Origin of the sequence: Paraburkholderia sp. GAS199, assembly GCF_050436585.1 — a bacterium.
Taxonomy (GTDB): Bacteria; Pseudomonadota; Gammaproteobacteria; order Burkholderiales; family Burkholderiaceae; genus Paraburkholderia.
This window is the reverse complement of record NZ_JBNDMM010000004.1, coordinates 335,465-350,351: the sequence shown is the minus strand read 5'-3', so window position 1 is coordinate 350,351 and position 14,887 is coordinate 335,465. Positions and strand designations below refer to the sequence as shown.

Annotated in this window: 11 protein-coding genes; 4 read left to right on the top strand and 7 right to left on the bottom strand. The window is 65.4% G+C overall.

Annotated elements, in window-relative coordinates; genetic code table 11:
- Window positions 1-82 precede the first annotated feature (82 nt).
- Entirely contained in the window at window positions 83-2,005 is a 1,923-nt protein-coding gene (locus P3T18_RS18410) for an alpha/beta hydrolase family protein (protein WP_429301390.1), read from the bottom strand.
- Between the two features lie 333 nt (window positions 2,006-2,338).
- Between P3T18_RS18410 and P3T18_RS18405 the strand changes: the two genes are divergently transcribed.
- Window positions 2,339-3,808 carry an oligosaccharide flippase family protein gene (locus tag P3T18_RS18405; RefSeq protein WP_429301389.1) on the top strand — a complete coding sequence of 490 codons (1,470 nt, stop codon included), beginning with the start codon at window positions 2,339-2,341 and terminating at the stop codon, window positions 3,806-3,808.
- A gap of 107 nt (window positions 3,809-3,915) precedes the next feature.
- Here P3T18_RS18405 and P3T18_RS18400 read toward each other — a convergent pair whose 3' ends face one another.
- From P3T18_RS18400 to P3T18_RS18375, 6 genes are read right to left on the bottom strand one after another with little or no spacing between them, the layout of a single operon-like run.
- Window positions 3,916-5,070 (bottom strand): glycosyltransferase family 4 protein, encoded by a 1,155-nt coding sequence (locus tag P3T18_RS18400; RefSeq protein WP_429301388.1) that lies wholly within the window; start codon window positions 5,068-5,070, stop codon window positions 3,916-3,918.
- Window positions 5,071-5,085: 15 nt separating this feature from the next.
- On the bottom strand, window positions 5,086-7,563 hold the full coding sequence (locus tag P3T18_RS18395) for a hypothetical protein (protein WP_429301387.1): 2,478 nt from the start codon (window positions 7,561-7,563) through the stop codon (window positions 5,086-5,088).
- Between the two features lie 17 nt (window positions 7,564-7,580).
- On the bottom strand, window positions 7,581-8,735 hold the full coding sequence (locus tag P3T18_RS18390) for a glycosyltransferase family 4 protein (protein ID WP_429301386.1): 1,155 nt from the start codon (window positions 8,733-8,735) through the stop codon (window positions 7,581-7,583).
- Entirely contained in the window at window positions 8,732-9,910 is a 1,179-nt protein-coding gene (locus P3T18_RS18385) for a glycosyltransferase family 4 protein (RefSeq protein WP_429301385.1), read from the bottom strand. Before P3T18_RS18385 ends, P3T18_RS18390 begins: the two co-directional genes overlap by 4 nt.
- Before the next feature lie 28 nt (window positions 9,911-9,938).
- Window positions 9,939-11,477 carry an O-antigen ligase family protein gene (locus tag P3T18_RS18380; protein ID WP_429301384.1) on the bottom strand — a complete coding sequence of 513 codons (1,539 nt, stop codon included), beginning with the start codon at window positions 11,475-11,477 and terminating at the stop codon, window positions 9,939-9,941.
- Window positions 11,477-12,013, bottom strand: coding sequence for a GNAT family N-acetyltransferase (locus tag P3T18_RS18375; protein WP_429301593.1), 537 nt, complete (start codon window positions 12,011-12,013; stop codon window positions 11,477-11,479). The genes P3T18_RS18380 and P3T18_RS18375 overlap by 1 nt, the downstream gene beginning before the upstream one ends.
- Window positions 12,014-12,257: 244 nt before the next feature.
- Between P3T18_RS18375 and P3T18_RS18370 the strand changes: the two genes are divergently transcribed.
- From P3T18_RS18370 to P3T18_RS18360, 3 genes are read left to right on the top strand one after another with little or no spacing between them, the layout of a single operon-like run.
- Window positions 12,258-12,509, top strand: a complete 252-nt coding sequence (locus P3T18_RS18370; RefSeq protein ID WP_429301383.1) for an acyl carrier protein — start codon at window positions 12,258-12,260, stop codon at window positions 12,507-12,509.
- Window positions 12,506-13,828: an acyl-CoA dehydrogenase family protein gene (locus P3T18_RS18365; RefSeq protein ID WP_429301382.1), complete on the top strand. Its 1,323-nt coding sequence runs from the start codon at window positions 12,506-12,508 to the stop codon at window positions 13,826-13,828. Before P3T18_RS18370 ends, P3T18_RS18365 begins: the two co-directional genes overlap by 4 nt.
- A 1-nt stretch (window position 13,829) precedes the next feature.
- Complete coding sequence (locus P3T18_RS18360; protein ID WP_429301381.1) at window positions 13,830-14,873, top strand: amino acid--[acyl-carrier-protein] ligase; 1,044 nt, start codon at window positions 13,830-13,832, stop codon at window positions 14,871-14,873.
- Window positions 14,874-14,887: the final 14 nt, after the last annotated feature.

Genomic DNA, 14,887 nt, shown 5'->3' with positions numbered 1-14,887 from the left:
TTCAGGCTGATTGCGCGCGGGATCGCCGCGCGTCATGCCCTTGATTCAAGCCACTGGGTCAGTCGTTCGGGCGGGTGCATGGTCAGGAAAGCGCGGCATCGCCCGTTTGCACCGTCGAAGGTGGATTCGGGAACAACTCGTGAAGCGCGATCGGCATAGCGTCCTGCGTGCCGCCGACATGGCCGGCGCTGCCGTTCGTGCTGTCGCTGGTCGCCGGCACGGGAGGCGTCGCGCGCATCACCTCGGTGAACAGCCAGTTTTGCGCGTCGGCCATCACCGCTTCGCGCGCAGGCTGGGTGAACAGCGCGTGGTCGAGCTTCGGCAAGGTCAGCGCGCGGACGCGCGGATAGCGCAGCAATGCGCCGAGCCGCGCGCCGAGTTGGCCGCGCGCCTCGTCGAGGCCGACGTCGAACTCGCCGTACACGAGCCGCATGTGGACGCCTTTCGCGTGCAGCGCGTGAACCACGTCACGGGCCGCGTTATGCGTGAGTTGCCAGCCGGTGCGTTGCTCGACCCAGCGTGCGCCGGCGAGCCAGCTGCGTCGCACCAAGCGCCTGCCGACCACTCGCGCGATCCGCAGCGGGTGGCTGCGTCCACGCAAGGCACGCGACCATTTTTCGGGTGTGAGCGCCGCGCGCCAGTAGACCTTGGTCGCCGCGAATTCCTGCGCGCCCGGCTCGCGCGACGCGCCGTCCCAGACGAACTTCTGCAGATTCACACCGAAGCCCGCGACCAGGTTGGGATGCAGCAGCGAGGCGTGCAGCGCGACGAACGCGCCGCCGCATACGCCGAACATCGCGACGCGCGCATGACCTTGCGCGACGAGCCAGTCCACGCCGGCCGTGGCGTCGCGGCACGAGGTGTCGGAGTAGATCGTGTCGAGCGTGATGCTGCGTGCCTGCGGCGTGGCATCGCCGAGGCCGCCCAGGTCCATGCGCAACGAAGCGATGCCGAGCGCCGCAAGACGCCGCGCGAAGAGAACGAAAATACGGCCGTCGCCGATGTGATGACTCGCGCCCGTGTTGCAGAACAGAACCGCCGGTATGGACGCGGCGTTGGCATTGGCGGCTTGACGAGGTTCGCAATAGACGCCGAAGTAGTTGCCGAATACCACTGGACTTTCGATGGCATGTTCCAGTTCGAGTGCGGGCGCGTCGAAGGCTTGCGTTTGAGTTTGCGCTGGCGTTTGAGTCGCGCTGCCGTCGCCCGCATTCGCCATGTCGGGCGCGCCCTCGGCGAGCCATTGCGTCACGCGCGCAAATGCCGCGACCGGTTCTTCGCTGTACAGCGCCTCGATCATGAAACGGTCTTTCTCGTCGAATCCGTCGCGCTCCACACGCACACCGTGCGACGCGTAACGTTCGGTCAATGCCGACACGCGATGGCGATCGCCCGAATCGAGCAGCAGCACGCGCTGCGCGGGCGCGTCGGTGTCGCGGCACAGGTCGATCTCGCCGACCCGCGCGACGTCGCCGCCATGCAGGCCGAAGCCGAATGCTTCGACGTAGTTATCAGGATCGGCGATCGGGTCCGCGTTCATGCCCGCCGGCGTGCTCATCCAGCTTTGCCGATGGGCACGCAACTCGCGCAGATAATTGCGCCCGCTGATAGCCGGCGCCAGCAGCACGAGCGATTCGACGTCGCCGAGCCTTTGCGCAGCCAGCGCGGCGAGCGTCGCGCCCAGCCGCAAACCGACCAGCGATACGCTCGTCACGCCGGTGCGCTCGCGCAGATAACGCGTTGCCGCGACGATGCTTTCGAGCCAGGCTTCGACGCGCCGCGGATCTTCTTCGCTGGCGGCCGAATCGCCCGTGCCCGGATAATCGAAACGCAGCACCGGCATGCCCGCTGCGGCGATGCGCCCGGCCAGGTTGCGCCAGCCGCGATGCGTGCAAAGCGCGTCGTAACCGAACGGACTGCACAGCACTACGCCCCGCACCGCGCCCCGATCACCGGCAGCAGCATGCAGCCAGCCAAAACAGTCGCCGAAGACGACAGGTGTCATGGTCTACCCTCGCAGTTGGCTGCGTGCGACGCCGTACCCCACCCCGGGCACGAGTCAAGCATATTGTTTTCCCCACGCGGCGTTGCGCTCCAGGCGGCGCCGTTCATGTCGAGCGTGATCGTGTCGAACACACGTATGACCAGCATTTAATCGCGACGCGACGCGAAAATCTGTTCGCGTACACACACTGGCGTCTCGCGGACTCATGCAATATCCGGACTAACGACGGGCCCACGCCGTCGTGCCCGCTCGCGAGTTCAAAGTGCGGCTGCGCACCGACAGCGTTCAAGATGACCTTCACCCTTGCCTTATTCACCCGGCGGAACGCGTACCATGGAAAGAAGTATCGTCAAGAACATCGTCATCAATTTTGCGGGAGCCATCGCTCCGACTTTCGTTTCCCTGGTCACCGTGCCCGCCTACATCCATCTGATGGGCGTGGAACGCTACGGCGTCATCAACCTCGTCTGGACGTTGATCGGCTACTTCAGCGTGCTCGATCTTGGCACCAGCCTCGCCACCGAAAACCAGATTTCCAAAGCACGCGCCGCCAACGACGATTCGATCGAACGCATCTTCTGGAGTGCGTGGTTCATGAATCTCGGCACCGGAATCGTGGGCGGCCTGCTGGTGTATCTCGGGACGTTCATCTACATCACGCACGGCGTGACGGTCGAGCCCGCGTTCCAGCGCGAAGTGATGGCGAGCCTGCCGTGGATCGCCGTGGCCGTGCCGATCGCCAACGTCTCGTGGGTATTCGCGGGCGCGATCAACGGCGTCGAACGCTTCGCCAGCTTCAACATCAACCAGACGCTCGGCACCGCGCTCTTTCAATTGCTGCCGCTCGCGGCGATCTTCTGCTTCTCGCCGTCGCTCGCGGTGGTGATTCCGGCAGCCGTGGTGGCACGACTCGTGGCTGGTGTCATGCTGGGTGCTGCCGCGTTTCGCGCAATCGGCGTACGACGCATGCTGATGCCCGAGTGGCGTCTGATGGCCGAACTGTTTCGCTACGGACGCTGGATGCTGCTCTTCTCCGGTGCCGGCATGATTGCCTCGACGCTCGACCGCGTGCTGATCGGCGCGTTGATGGGCGCACGCTACGTGACGTACTATGCCGCGCCGCAGAACCTCGTCACGCGACTCAACCTGCTGCCCGTCGCGATGGTGCGGACACTTTTCCCTCGCCTCTCCGCCGTGTCACGCGCCGACGCCGACGCGCTGGCGCACCGCTCACTCGCGTTTCTGAACGGCGCGTTCACACCTTGCGTGATCGTCGCGCTGTTCGCGCTCAAACCGTTCCTCACCTTGTGGCTCGGCGCGACTGTCGCGGCGGCCGCGCCCGTGGCCGGCGTGCTCGTACTCGGCGTCTGGCTCGGCGGACAGTCGAGCATTCTCGGCATCCTGATCCAGGCGCAGACCAATCCCGCGCTCGTCGCCGGTGTGAGCTGGCTGCAACTGCCGCTGTTCGTCGGCGCGTTATGGGCCGGCATTCACTGGTACGGCATCATGGGTGCGGGCGTGGTGGTCGTGCTCAAAGCGCTGGGCGACTACAGCGTGCTGCTGTATTTCTCGCGCCTGCATGTGTGGTCGATCGTGCGCAACATGCTGGCCCACCTCGTGTTTCTTTGCGTGGCGCTCGCGCTCGCGGATTCGATCAGCGCGCTGCCGATACTGGGCACGATGGCGTTACTGCTTGCCGTAGCGAATCTGGGGATGTCGCTGCATGGGTCGAGCGAGTTGCGGGCGGTGGTTTATGGGGCGTGGGATCGGGTGGTGCTGGCGGGGAGTAAGGTTTGGGGTTGATAGGGCCGCACGGCCTGCTTTCTCTATTTTTGTGAAGTGCATTCAAAAACGCCGTCCAGTTTCTTAACAGGACGGCACCCAATCACTCCCCGCACCACCGCGTCACTTCACACCGAAGTCGACCGCGTCACGTTCTCCCCCACTGCAATCGAAGGCGCCGGCATCCTCCCATTCGCCATGCTGGCGAACCGCCGCGGCCGGCAACTCGCCAGCGTGCGTTCATAAACGGCGAGATAACCATCGCTGACCTGCTGCACGCTGAACGCATCCAGGTTCTGTCGCGCGCGCGCGGAAAGCGCCGCATGCGAAGCCGCGTCGTTCAGCAGCATGCCGAACGCCTCGGCCAACGCGGCCGGGTCGTGCGGCGGCACGAGCACGCCGGCCGCGCCGCCGTCGAGCATCTCGGGAATGCCGCCCACGCGCGTCGCGACAATCGCCCGACCCGTCTCCCGCGCTTCGCACAGCACGAGTCCCGCGGGCTCGTTGTGCGAGGCCAGCACGAACACATCGGCCTGCGCGAGATACGCGCGCGGATCGGCCACGAAGCCCTCGAAACGCACCTGCTGCGTCACCCCGAGTTCCGCGGCGAGCGCTTCCATTGCCGCGCGATCGGGACCTTCGCCTACCAGATAAAGCACCGCCGCCGGCACACGTTCGCGCAATTGCGCGAACGCGTGCAACAGGTCGCGGATGCCTTTGCGTTCATACATGCCTGCCACGGTGACGATAGACGGATGCGCGAGTCGCGGCGTATCGGGCACGGCCTGATCGGCGAGACGCGGTGTGCCGATCGTGCCATTACGCACGACCGCAAGCCGCGCGCGCGACACGCCGCGCCGCTCCATCGCAACCGCCACGGCCTCGCTCACGGCCACCACGCGATCGCCCACACGCATCAGCGAAGCGCTTTTCTGGAATTCGTTATGCACCGTCGTCACGAGGACGAAGCGCCTGCGCAACACGCCAAACCGCGCGATGAGCGCGCCGGTCATCATGTGCGCGTGCACGACGTCGGGATCGATCTGCGCGACGAGCCGGTTGAAGCCGGCCACCATTGTCGGCAGACGCGACGGCCGCGGCGCTTGCGGCAGCAGCACATGACGCACACCATGACGCGCGAGCAACGCTTCGAAGCCGCCGCCGCCCGAGGCCACGGTGACGTCATGACCGGCGCGCGCCTGCATGCACGCAAGATCGACCATGACGTTGACGATGCCGTTGCCGATGGTCTGCGCGTGGTTGGCGAGGTGAATGATTTTCATAGTGTCGCTGCGACCTCAGTCGAGGTGAGTGGAATGTGTGCCGCTTTGCTGCGCGGTCTGCTGTGACGCGGATTCGGAAATCTGCGGCGTAAAGCGATACATCAGCGCCTTGCCGTGCCAGTCTTCCTCCACCAGCACGAGGTACTCGCCCGACGCGAGACGGTGCGCCGTGATCGGCATCGGCACATCGGTCCAGCCGCTCGCGGAGCCGACTTCCTTGCCCGGCGCGAGCCGTCCGACATCGCGACCGGTCGCGCTGTCGTAGACACGCACGATCGCGCTCTTCGTTTCGACGGCGAAGATGTAGTCGCCCGCCACGGCATATCCTTCGATGGACAGCGACTGCGCGCCGCCGTGATCGGGCAGCCCGATCGTGTAGCGCAGCAAGGGCTTGCCACTTTTCCACCGGTCGTAGCGCGCGAGTTGCGAGCCCGCGCCGTTCCAGTTGTCTTTCACATAGGGATGCGACGGCGTCGATCCGGAGAGATACATCGTGTCGCTGTCGGGAAAATAAGTTAGACGTGCGATACGATTGAACGGCGCGGGCGGTGGCGTCTGCCGCATCGACGCATAGCGATAAACGGGATTGCCCACACGGTCGAAACCTTGCAACGGAAAATGGCGGATGCCTTCCGAATCCGTGCCTTGCCAGATATCGCCCGCGCTATCGACCCACCAGCCGCGCAAGCCAGGCGCGTCCGTCTTGCCGGCATGCTGATCGAAGGCCGCCGCTGAAAAATCGCCCGCACCGCTCACATCGCGCCAGATCCATTCGCCATGCTGCGGCTGGTTGGGCGGCCACGCGCCGTCGAGATGCGACAGCGCGAACAGGCCCGACGGAATCGCGGTCTCGCGATCGGCGGCGAAGCGATAAATGCGCAGGAACGACGAGTACATGTCGGTGGTGAACAGCAGACGGTGTCCACGCACGTCGCGCACCATCGGCATGCCGCGCTGGCCGCCGAGCGGCAAATGAAAGTAAGGGTCGTACGGATAGCGGAAACGGTCAGCGGTATACCCGGCGTAGGTCCATTCTCTGCCCACCGGCCGGCTCAGATCGAGCGTGAAGCGTTTGCTGCCGCTATAAACCGAAGGCGGCTCACCGTCGACGAATTGGGCGCCGTCGACGAACAGCAAGCCCTGCAAACTGAAACGACGCTCGCCGTCCGGCGTATAGCTTTCGATCAATGCGCCGTCGTAAGTGTCCGGCGCCGTGCCGCCGCGACGCGGGCCGGCGCCGTTCATCGAGACATATAGATTGCCGGCACGGTCCGCGCCCACGCCGGTGAGTCCGTTAAAGCGTTGCGGTCCAGGTGCGCCGGCACGTCCGGCGTAGATGCCGCCCCGCTCGCCGAAGCTCGACGTCCAGCGCATGGCCGTGCCGCTCGCCGCCGCGCTCGACGCTTGCGCGTTGGCATCGGCGGTGTAGATCAGAATCTGCTGACGCGGCCCGTTGTCTGCAATCAGCACGCGGCCTCGCGCATCCACGCTCAGATCGACGGGCACCGCATCGGGCGGCAAACTCAATTCGCCCAGACGCACACCGTCACGCGAATAATGCGCGACTCGCCGCACGCTTCCCGTACGGCTTCCTTCGATGATCCACAACGATCCATCGATTGCGAGCGTGAGACGTCCCGGCTCGTGCGCGACGAAGTCGCCTGCCGGCTGCATGGTCTGCGCGTCGAAAATCCGCACGCGGTCGTCCAGTGGATCGGCGACGAACAGACGGCTATCGTCGGCAGCGAGTCCGCGAATCGCGCCGTCCTGTTTAGCCGGATATTTGTCGATCAGCAGAAACGCGAGATGGCTGCCTTCCGGAACCTTCAGTTGTCCGGAGAATGGTACGCCGTCGCGAATGTCGGCGCGGCTGCGGCGTGACACGCCGCTCCATTGCTCACCCTCGGGCGGCATGCGCGCGCCTTTCACCAGTTCGCTGCCGAGACTGACGATCGATTGCGCGACGTACACGTACTCGCGATTCACAGCGATCGCATCGCCGCCGAGCATGCCCCAGCCGTGCGACTCGCCGCCGTGGCGCACGATTTGTCCGTTACGGTATTGCCCGATCTCGCCGCCGCCTTCGTCCCACGGCGCATTGGTGAAGACGTCGCCTTCCGGCGTGACGGCCATCGCCTGCACGTCGATCTGCATCCAGCGATGATCGCCGTAGCCCCACGTATTGCCGATCCACGAAGTCCGGTACGACAAGGTGGGATGGGCCGCCACCGCCTGCACTTCGGCCGCGGGTTTGACGACCGAGGCGACCGCGAGCACGTCGTTGCCCGCCACCGGCTCCTTGTCCGCAGAGGTAGCGGCAGTGGCAGTGGCAGTGGCAGTGGCAGTGGCAGCGACGGTGGCGAGCGCCTGCGTCGCCGCAGGCCCCAGCGGCTTGCCGTCCGACGCACCGCCGATGACGAGCACCACCGCCGGCAGCGCAACGGCCGCAGCGCACACGAGGCGTTCGAAAGTCTTGCGGTCCGGGCGTCGCATGGCGTGCACGTGACGCGTCAGAACGCGCCGATCGCCTCGCGGTAGATTTGCGCGACCTGCGCGGCCACCACCGGGCGATCGAAATGCTTGCGCGCGTAGCTGCGGCACGCGGCACCATCGGGCACCGTGCGCCGGCCGAGCAGGATATCGGCGATACCCGCGCCGATTTCCTTGAAACCGCCGGACGGCAACACCAGTTCCGACGACAACGGCGCGACCGCTTCCGGCAGACCGCCCACGGGCGTCACCAGCACGGGCGTGCCGGCCGCGAGCGATTCGATCGTGGTGAGTCCGAAGCCTTCGAGCGAGACTGTCGGCACCACCGTCATATCCGCGGCGCGATACCACAGCGGCAATTGCGCGTCCGGAACGTAGCCGGCGAGACGGACGTGCTGCTCCAGGCCCCGCGCAACGATGCGCGCCTGCAACTGCTCTTCCAGCGGCCCTTTTCCGGCAATCGTCAGGAGTACGTCGGGCAGCATCGGCTTGACGATGGCGATCGCGTCGATCAGGTCTTCGAGGCCCATGCGCGACACGAGCCGCCGCACGCAAAACACCAGCGGCCGATCCTTCGGCACCCGCAGACGTTGACGCGCCTGCTGCTGTGTCGCGCGAATGGCAAATTGCGCGACGTCGACACAACCGGGCACCACGCGAATGGTGTCCCGCCGCACGCCATACGTCTCGTGCAGAATCTGTCCGAACGCCTGCGAGAGCACGATATGACGCGTGGCGCCGCGATACACGAAACGCTCCAGCGCGAGACGGAACGCTCGCGACCAGCCACCGCCGCCGCCCGGATACGATTCGGCCGCCCACGGTCCGTGAAAATGCGTGACCTTCGGCACACGGCTGAACACGCCCGCCGTCGGCGCTGCGTATAGCGCGAAATGCGAGGCCACCACGTCGGGCATCTTCGCGTCGCGCAACACCTGCGACTGCGTGCGCGAGCGCCACAGGCGCGTGCCGAGTTGCGCCTGCGCACTGGCAAACGCGTGGACGCTGCCGCCGGAATCGCTCAGCACGTTCGCGCTGCCCGCCACCATGCCGCGCACGTTCACGCCCTGCTGCGGCAACGTGTCGATCAGCGACTTGAACATGCGGTCGAGTCCGCCCGGCCGCTCGGTAAACCAGTGCATGCCGATCTGCAAGGAATCGATGGCGGTGCTCATAGTTCCACCGATGCAGTCGTGCAGTTGACCGGCAAAGGACGCGCGCCGCGTTGCGCATGCACCTGCTCGTAGACCGCCAGATAGCGTCCGGCCATCGCCTGCCAGCTCAGCGTTCCCGCCACTTCGCGCGCGGCCACGCCCAGACGGCGCGCGTCGTCGCGATTGCCGGCGAGACGGTCGATCGCAATCGCCAGCGCGGCGGCGTCGTCGGGATCGTCCAGCACGATGCCGCTCTCCGGCGTAATCACTTCCGCACCGCCAGCCGTATGCACAGTGATGATCGGCAAACCGGTCGCCAACGCTTCGAGCAACACGAGTCCCATCGCTTCATAACGGGACGGATAGACGAACGCGTCCACCGAGCGCATCAGTGCCGGCATGTCCATCACCATGTCGGTGAAATGCACGCGCTCCTTCAAACCGAGCGATTCCGCGAGTGCCGGATACGGGCTGTTCTGCAAAATGCCCGCGACGGCCAGATGAATGTCCGGCGAAGTCTTAACGAGCGCGTGCAGCAGCGTGTCGAGATTTTTGCGCGGCATGCGCAGGTCGCCGGCGAACAGCAGCATGAACGGCGCGTCGGGCAAACCGAAACGCGCGCGCTGCGATTCGCCCGGCGCAAACTCGTTGACGTCCACGCCGTTATGAATGACCTGCATGCGTTTGATGTCGATGCCGAGCGCGCGCACTTCCGTGCCGACCTTCGCCGATACCGGCACGACGACTTCGGCATGACGCAGCGCCCATTTCTCGCAGACGATGTTCAGCCGCGTATAGATAACCTGATAGGCGTGATAGAGACCGCGTGCAAGACGAAACGGATAGAAGCCGCAGCGATACCAGCCGTCGTGGACGAAATGCACCGAGTTCACATCGGCGCGCGCCCACGCAATGAAGCCGTTCACGTGCACTACGTCGAATTCGTGCCGATGCGCGCGAATCCACGCGCCGCAACGCAAGGCGAACATCTGGTATTGCAATAGCCGCGACGGCAGGCGGCTCGCTTCGATCTGCACGAAATGCAGGCGCGGGTGCTGGGTGAGTTCGGGCGCCACTTCGCGGGCCAGCAAGGTCACGTCATGACCTGCCGCGAGCGCGCCTTGCACGACCTCGTAATTGACGCGTCCTTGCCCATCGTTTTTCTTCACGACGTGCGTGACGATCAGAATCCGCATTCTGTTCTCCATCATCGAATAGCTTTTTTTAAAATTTCGGAGAGGCGCCGGTCCGCTCCCGCGCATAGCGCAGGGAAATGACCGGCAACGTGACGCCGATAAAGAAGAACATCCCCGAGGTGGCGGTCAACGTATTGATCATGACCATCATCGCGAGCGTGGCCATCGCCACACCGACGCCGCATACCGCGAGCAGATCGTTGGGGCGCAGACGGCTCGCGCGAAAACCGCGCCATAGCATCATCAGGATGCCGCTGACGTAGAGGAGCGTGCCCGGCCAACCCATCACGTACGGCACTTCCATCAAGCCGCTGTCGAAATCGACCATGGTCTGCGCGGTTTTGTCATCCGAGAGCTTGCTGCCCGCACCGATCGAACCGAAGCCTTGCCCGGCGATGTCGGTCAGCGCGGAACTCATGAAATTGCGGTAGAAATCGGCGCGCGCCTGGTAGCTGTTGTCGTCGCCGAGGTTCTGCATCGACTCGAAACGTTTGAGCACCGGTTCGGAAACCTGATCGATCATCATCAGCGGCGCGGCCAGTACGGCCACGCCCAGCAGACCGGCGATCAGGCGCATACGGCTCCTGCCGTCGAGCATGGCGAGCGGATACAGCAGCGCGATCGCGAAACCGCCCCACGAACTGCGCACGCCGGTCAGCAGCAACACAGGAATGCCGATGCAACCGAGCAGAATGCGCGTCTTGCCGCGCGCCGCGAACGACATCAGCAGCAACACCATGAGCGTGGCGGCGAACGGGCCGCACGAATTCATCGTGCTGCTCACGCGCATGCCGAATGGCACGGCCTGCCCCTCCGAATGCATCTGCGAGGCGGTGAGCCAGAACGCGTCCCACGGCATCGGAGAAATGAATTCGAGCAGACCATATGCGCTCATCAGCAGGCCGCCGTACACGAAGGTCTTGAGCAGAACGCGGTGGTAGTCCGGATAGTGGCGCCACGTGACGAGCAGATAGAACGACACCATCACCGGATACAGCCAGACGATCAGCGTGAACGTGGCCGCAGCCGGACCGACCTGCGCGACACCCACGACGTAGGCGTACAACAGCGCCACGATGATCAGCACGAGCGGCGCCGCGCGCCGCTGGCCGAGCAGCTGCACGTGTCTGAGCAAGGTCAGTCCCGTCAGGGCGACTGCCGCGAGCGGCGCGACCATGATCGGGCTCTGCGGATTGAACGCACCGTTGGAGTAGTCGGCGAGACGGCGCACTTCCGGCGAAAGAAACACCAGCCAGCAGACGAAGCCGAGGTAATGCGAAGGCGAGCGCATGTACAGCCATGCCGCGATGCCGATCGCGCACACCGGATAGATATATTCGACGAGCCGCCCCTGACGCAGCAGCACGAGACCGAGCGTGAGCACGAACAGAAGCACCGGCAAAAGCATCGGATGGCGCAGACCCGCACGCATCGCCCCGGCCGGCGGCGCAGTACGAAACGCGTGATCGACGCGGGCCGCCGCGTCGCCGTAAAACGCGTGAGAGCGCGACGCGGACGGCAGCGCGAGATTGCCGGAGGTCGACGGCGTGACCAGCATGCGCCCCATCACAGAAGCTCGAACGTGTTGACGAGCGCGACGCCCGAGCGTTCACGGCGGCGGCCGCCGAACAGCGACTGACGGCTCGTGCGCATTTGCCGCGTGAGACCGATGAACGGTACGCCATGCTCCAGATACGGGCCTTCGGTCTTGCGAAAGCCGAACTGTTCGTAGAAATCGCGCAATCCCGCCGGCGCGCTGACACGCACGGCGTGGCCCGGCCAGCGTTCGGCGATCGTCAGCAGCACGCGCTCGATCAGCATCTCGGCGGTGCCGTCGCCGCGCCGCAGCGGGCTCGTCAGCACCTTGTCGATGGTGATCTCGGGGTCTTCCGCATCGCCCGGTTGCAGACGCGCATAGGCGAGAACCGGCATCGGACGCGCCATGTCCTCGACCGCGAAGACGTGCAGCGCGCTCTCGTCGCGACCGTCCGCGTCGAGACAGACATGCGACTGTTCGACCACGAACACCGCACTGCGTGCTCGCAGGATCAGATACAACTCGCGTGCCGAAAGCTGATCGAATTCCAGCGTTTTCCAGTTCATCACGTTTCCCCAGCGGTATTTAAGTTGCACGAAGCGGGCATCGTGTGCCGCTCTCGAGGAACGGTTCAATGGACCGCTCCGTTTGTCATGGCTACACGGTACGTGCGCAAAAGCCCTGTTTCCGTGCGCCATCGCACTGACGCTGGCCTTTCGCGATCCTTTAATACGAGGCATCGGCTCGGCAAGCGCGCCGACCGATTACAAGCAACGTTCAAGAGATCACAGGTCAACGGGGGCAACCACCATGAAAGACGCATTGCGACGCATCCTTTCCGAATCGGCACGTCTGGACGTTCCGGCAAACACGCTGGCGGACGACGCCGATCTCTACGCCGCCGGCCTCTCCTCGCTTGCGACCGTGCATCTGATGCTGGCCATCGAAGACGAATTCGGCATCGAGATTCCGGACCGCATGCTGACGCGCCGGCTGTTTTCCACCATCGATTCGATGGCGGCCGCCGTCACCGAGCTTCAACAGGCGAAGGCGGCAGCATGAACGCCCCGCTGCTGGACAGGTCGGCCGGCATGGCCGACGCTGCCGCTCAGCAGGCGGCCGGCGTCACGCTGAGCGCGGTGGAAGCCGAAGCCGGCTGGCGCGCCGCGGCACGCCGTTGCGCCGCGGTGGCCGCGCAATTCGCCGACTCGGTGGATCGTGAAGCGCGCTTTCCGCGCGAAGCGTTCGACGCGCTCAAGCGCGAACGTCTGCTCTCGGCAATGGTGCCGGCTGCATTCGGCGGCGCGGGTCTGTCGCTCGAAGAGACCGGCGCGATCTGCGAAACGCTGGCGCAGGGCTGCGCGTCGACCGCGATGGTGTACGCCATGCATCAGATCCAGGTCGCCTGCATCGAGATGCACGGCACTGGCTCGGCATGGCACGAGCGCCTGCTCGCGCAACTGGTCGAGCATCAATGGCTGCTCGCGTCGGCCACCTCCGAGGAGACCATCGGCGGCAACATGCGCACTAGCGCATGTTCGGTCGTACTGGAAGAGTCGGATGACGCCGAAGGTGCGGCAGCGCACACACGCTTTCGCATCGAGAAGCTCGCGCCGACCATTTCGTACGGCGCACACGCCGACGGCATTCTCGTCACCGCACGCCGCACGGCCGAGTCGGCCGCCGCCGATCAGGTGCTGATCGTGGCGTTGCGCGATGACACGCAACTGGAAAAACGCGGCGGCTGGGACTCGATGGGCATGCGCGGCACCTGCAGCGAAGGCTTTCGCCTCGTCGCCACCGGCCGCGCCGAACAGATTCTGGCCACGCCCTTCGCCGAGATCGCCGACCAGACCATGCTGCCGGTTTCGCACACGCTGTGGGCGTCGGTCTGGACCGGCATTGCCGGCGACGCCGTGAATCGCGCGAAGGGTTTCTTCCGCGCGCAGGCTCGCGCCAAACCCGGCGCGGTTCCGCCCGCGGGCTTGCGGCTCGCCGAAGCCGTCGGGCTCCTGCAGATGATGCAGGCGCGCGTGTCGGTGGCCTTGCGCGCAGCGGACGCCGCGCACAGCGCCCACCACGCACGGCGGCTCGATCTGCACAGCGACGCGCAAGCCGATGCGCCGCTCGCCGCAATGCTGGGCTTCGCCGCCGACATGAACACGCTGAAGACCAGCATTTCCGCCACCGCGTTGCAGGTCGTGCAGGAAGTGCTGATGATCTGCGGCATGGCGGGCTACAAGAACGGCACGGAATACAGCGTGGGACGACACCTGCGCGACCTGTACTCCGCACCGCTGATGATCAACAACGACCGCATCGCACAGAACACCGCCAGCCTGTTGCTCGCGCAACGGCCGGCGGCGCCGGGGAGAGCCTGAGATGAACACGATGACCGATACCGCCGCGCTCGCGGCCGTTGCCGAAGCCACTGCGCCGGGCTTTCGCGACGAACTGCTCGCCGCCGGCCTGCTGATCGACACCGGTGAAAACGGTCTGTATGGCCGCAGCCAGACCTTCGAGGACGTAGTGGACCGCCTGAACGTGGCGATCACGCATCTGGGCGCGGATCAGGCGCCGGAAGTGCTGCGCTTTCCGCCCGCCATGCGCCGCACCGATTTCGAAGACAGCGAATATCTGAAGAGCTTCCCCAATCTCGCCGGCACCATCCACTCGTTCTGCGGCAACGACATGGGTCACCAGCGTCTGTTGCGCGCGCTCGATCAGGCCATGGACGAACGCGACGACGATCGCAGCGACGAATGGATGGCGCAGCAGAAGCCGACTCGCGTGGTCCTCACGCCGGCCGCCTGCTATCCGATCTATCCCGTCATGGCGCGGCGCGGTCCGCTGCCCGCCGACGGCCGCACCGTCGACGTGCTGTCGTACTGCTTCCGTCACGAGCCTTCGCTCGATCCGGGCCGCATGCAGATGTTCCGTCAGCGCGAGTACGTGCGCCTCGGCAGCGCCGAACAGGTCATGGCGTTCCGGCAGAAGTGGATCGACCGCGGCTCGCTGCTGGTGACGCTGCTGCAATTGCCGGTAGAAGTGGATCTCGCCAACGACCCGTTCTTCGGACGCGGCGGCAAGATCGTCGCCGACAGCCAGCGTGCCCAGGCGCTCAAGTTCGAGTTGCTGATTCCGGTGGCCGATCCGCGCGGCAAGACGGCGTGCCTGTCGTTCAACTATCACATGGAGCACTTCGGCGCGATCTGGAAGATCGCCTGCGAAGACGGCTCGGTGGCGCACACGGGTTGTGTCGGCTTCGGCATGGAGCGCATCACGCTCGCGCTGTTCCGCCATCACGGTCTCGATGTCAACGCGTGGCCGGACGACGTGCGCGCGCTCCTGTGGGGCGATACCCACGCACGCGTCGCGCAGGGCCTCGATACGCTCGCCCAGTCGCGTACGGAGGCCGGCGCATGAACCCGTCACTCGTT

Coding starts and splice junctions, on each gene's coding strand:
- P3T18_RS18410 (WP_429301390.1), bottom strand. CDS start 2,005: ATGACACCTGTCGTCTTCGGCGACTGTTTTGGCTGGCTGCATGCTGCT.
- P3T18_RS18405 (WP_429301389.1), top strand. CDS start 2,339: ATGGAAAGAAGTATCGTCAAGAACATCGTCATCAATTTTGCGGGAGCC.
- P3T18_RS18400 (WP_429301388.1), bottom strand. CDS start 5,070: ATGAAAATCATTCACCTCGCCAACCACGCGCAGACCATCGGCAACGGC.
- P3T18_RS18395 (WP_429301387.1), bottom strand. CDS start 7,563: ATGCGACGCCCGGACCGCAAGACTTTCGAACGCCTCGTGTGCGCTGCG.
- P3T18_RS18390 (WP_429301386.1), bottom strand. CDS start 8,735: ATGAGCACCGCCATCGATTCCTTGCAGATCGGCATGCACTGGTTTACC.
- P3T18_RS18385 (WP_429301385.1), bottom strand. CDS start 9,910: ATGCGGATTCTGATCGTCACGCACGTCGTGAAGAAAAACGATGGGCAA.
- P3T18_RS18380 (WP_429301384.1), bottom strand. CDS start 11,477: ATGGGGCGCATGCTGGTCACGCCGTCGACCTCCGGCAATCTCGCGCTG.
- P3T18_RS18375 (WP_429301593.1), bottom strand. CDS start 12,013: ATGAACTGGAAAACGCTGGAATTCGATCAGCTTTCGGCACGCGAGTTG.
- P3T18_RS18370 (WP_429301383.1), top strand. CDS start 12,258: ATGAAAGACGCATTGCGACGCATCCTTTCCGAATCGGCACGTCTGGAC.
- P3T18_RS18365 (WP_429301382.1), top strand. CDS start 12,506: ATGAACGCCCCGCTGCTGGACAGGTCGGCCGGCATGGCCGACGCTGCC.
- P3T18_RS18360 (WP_429301381.1), top strand. CDS start 13,830: ATGAACACGATGACCGATACCGCCGCGCTCGCGGCCGTTGCCGAAGCC.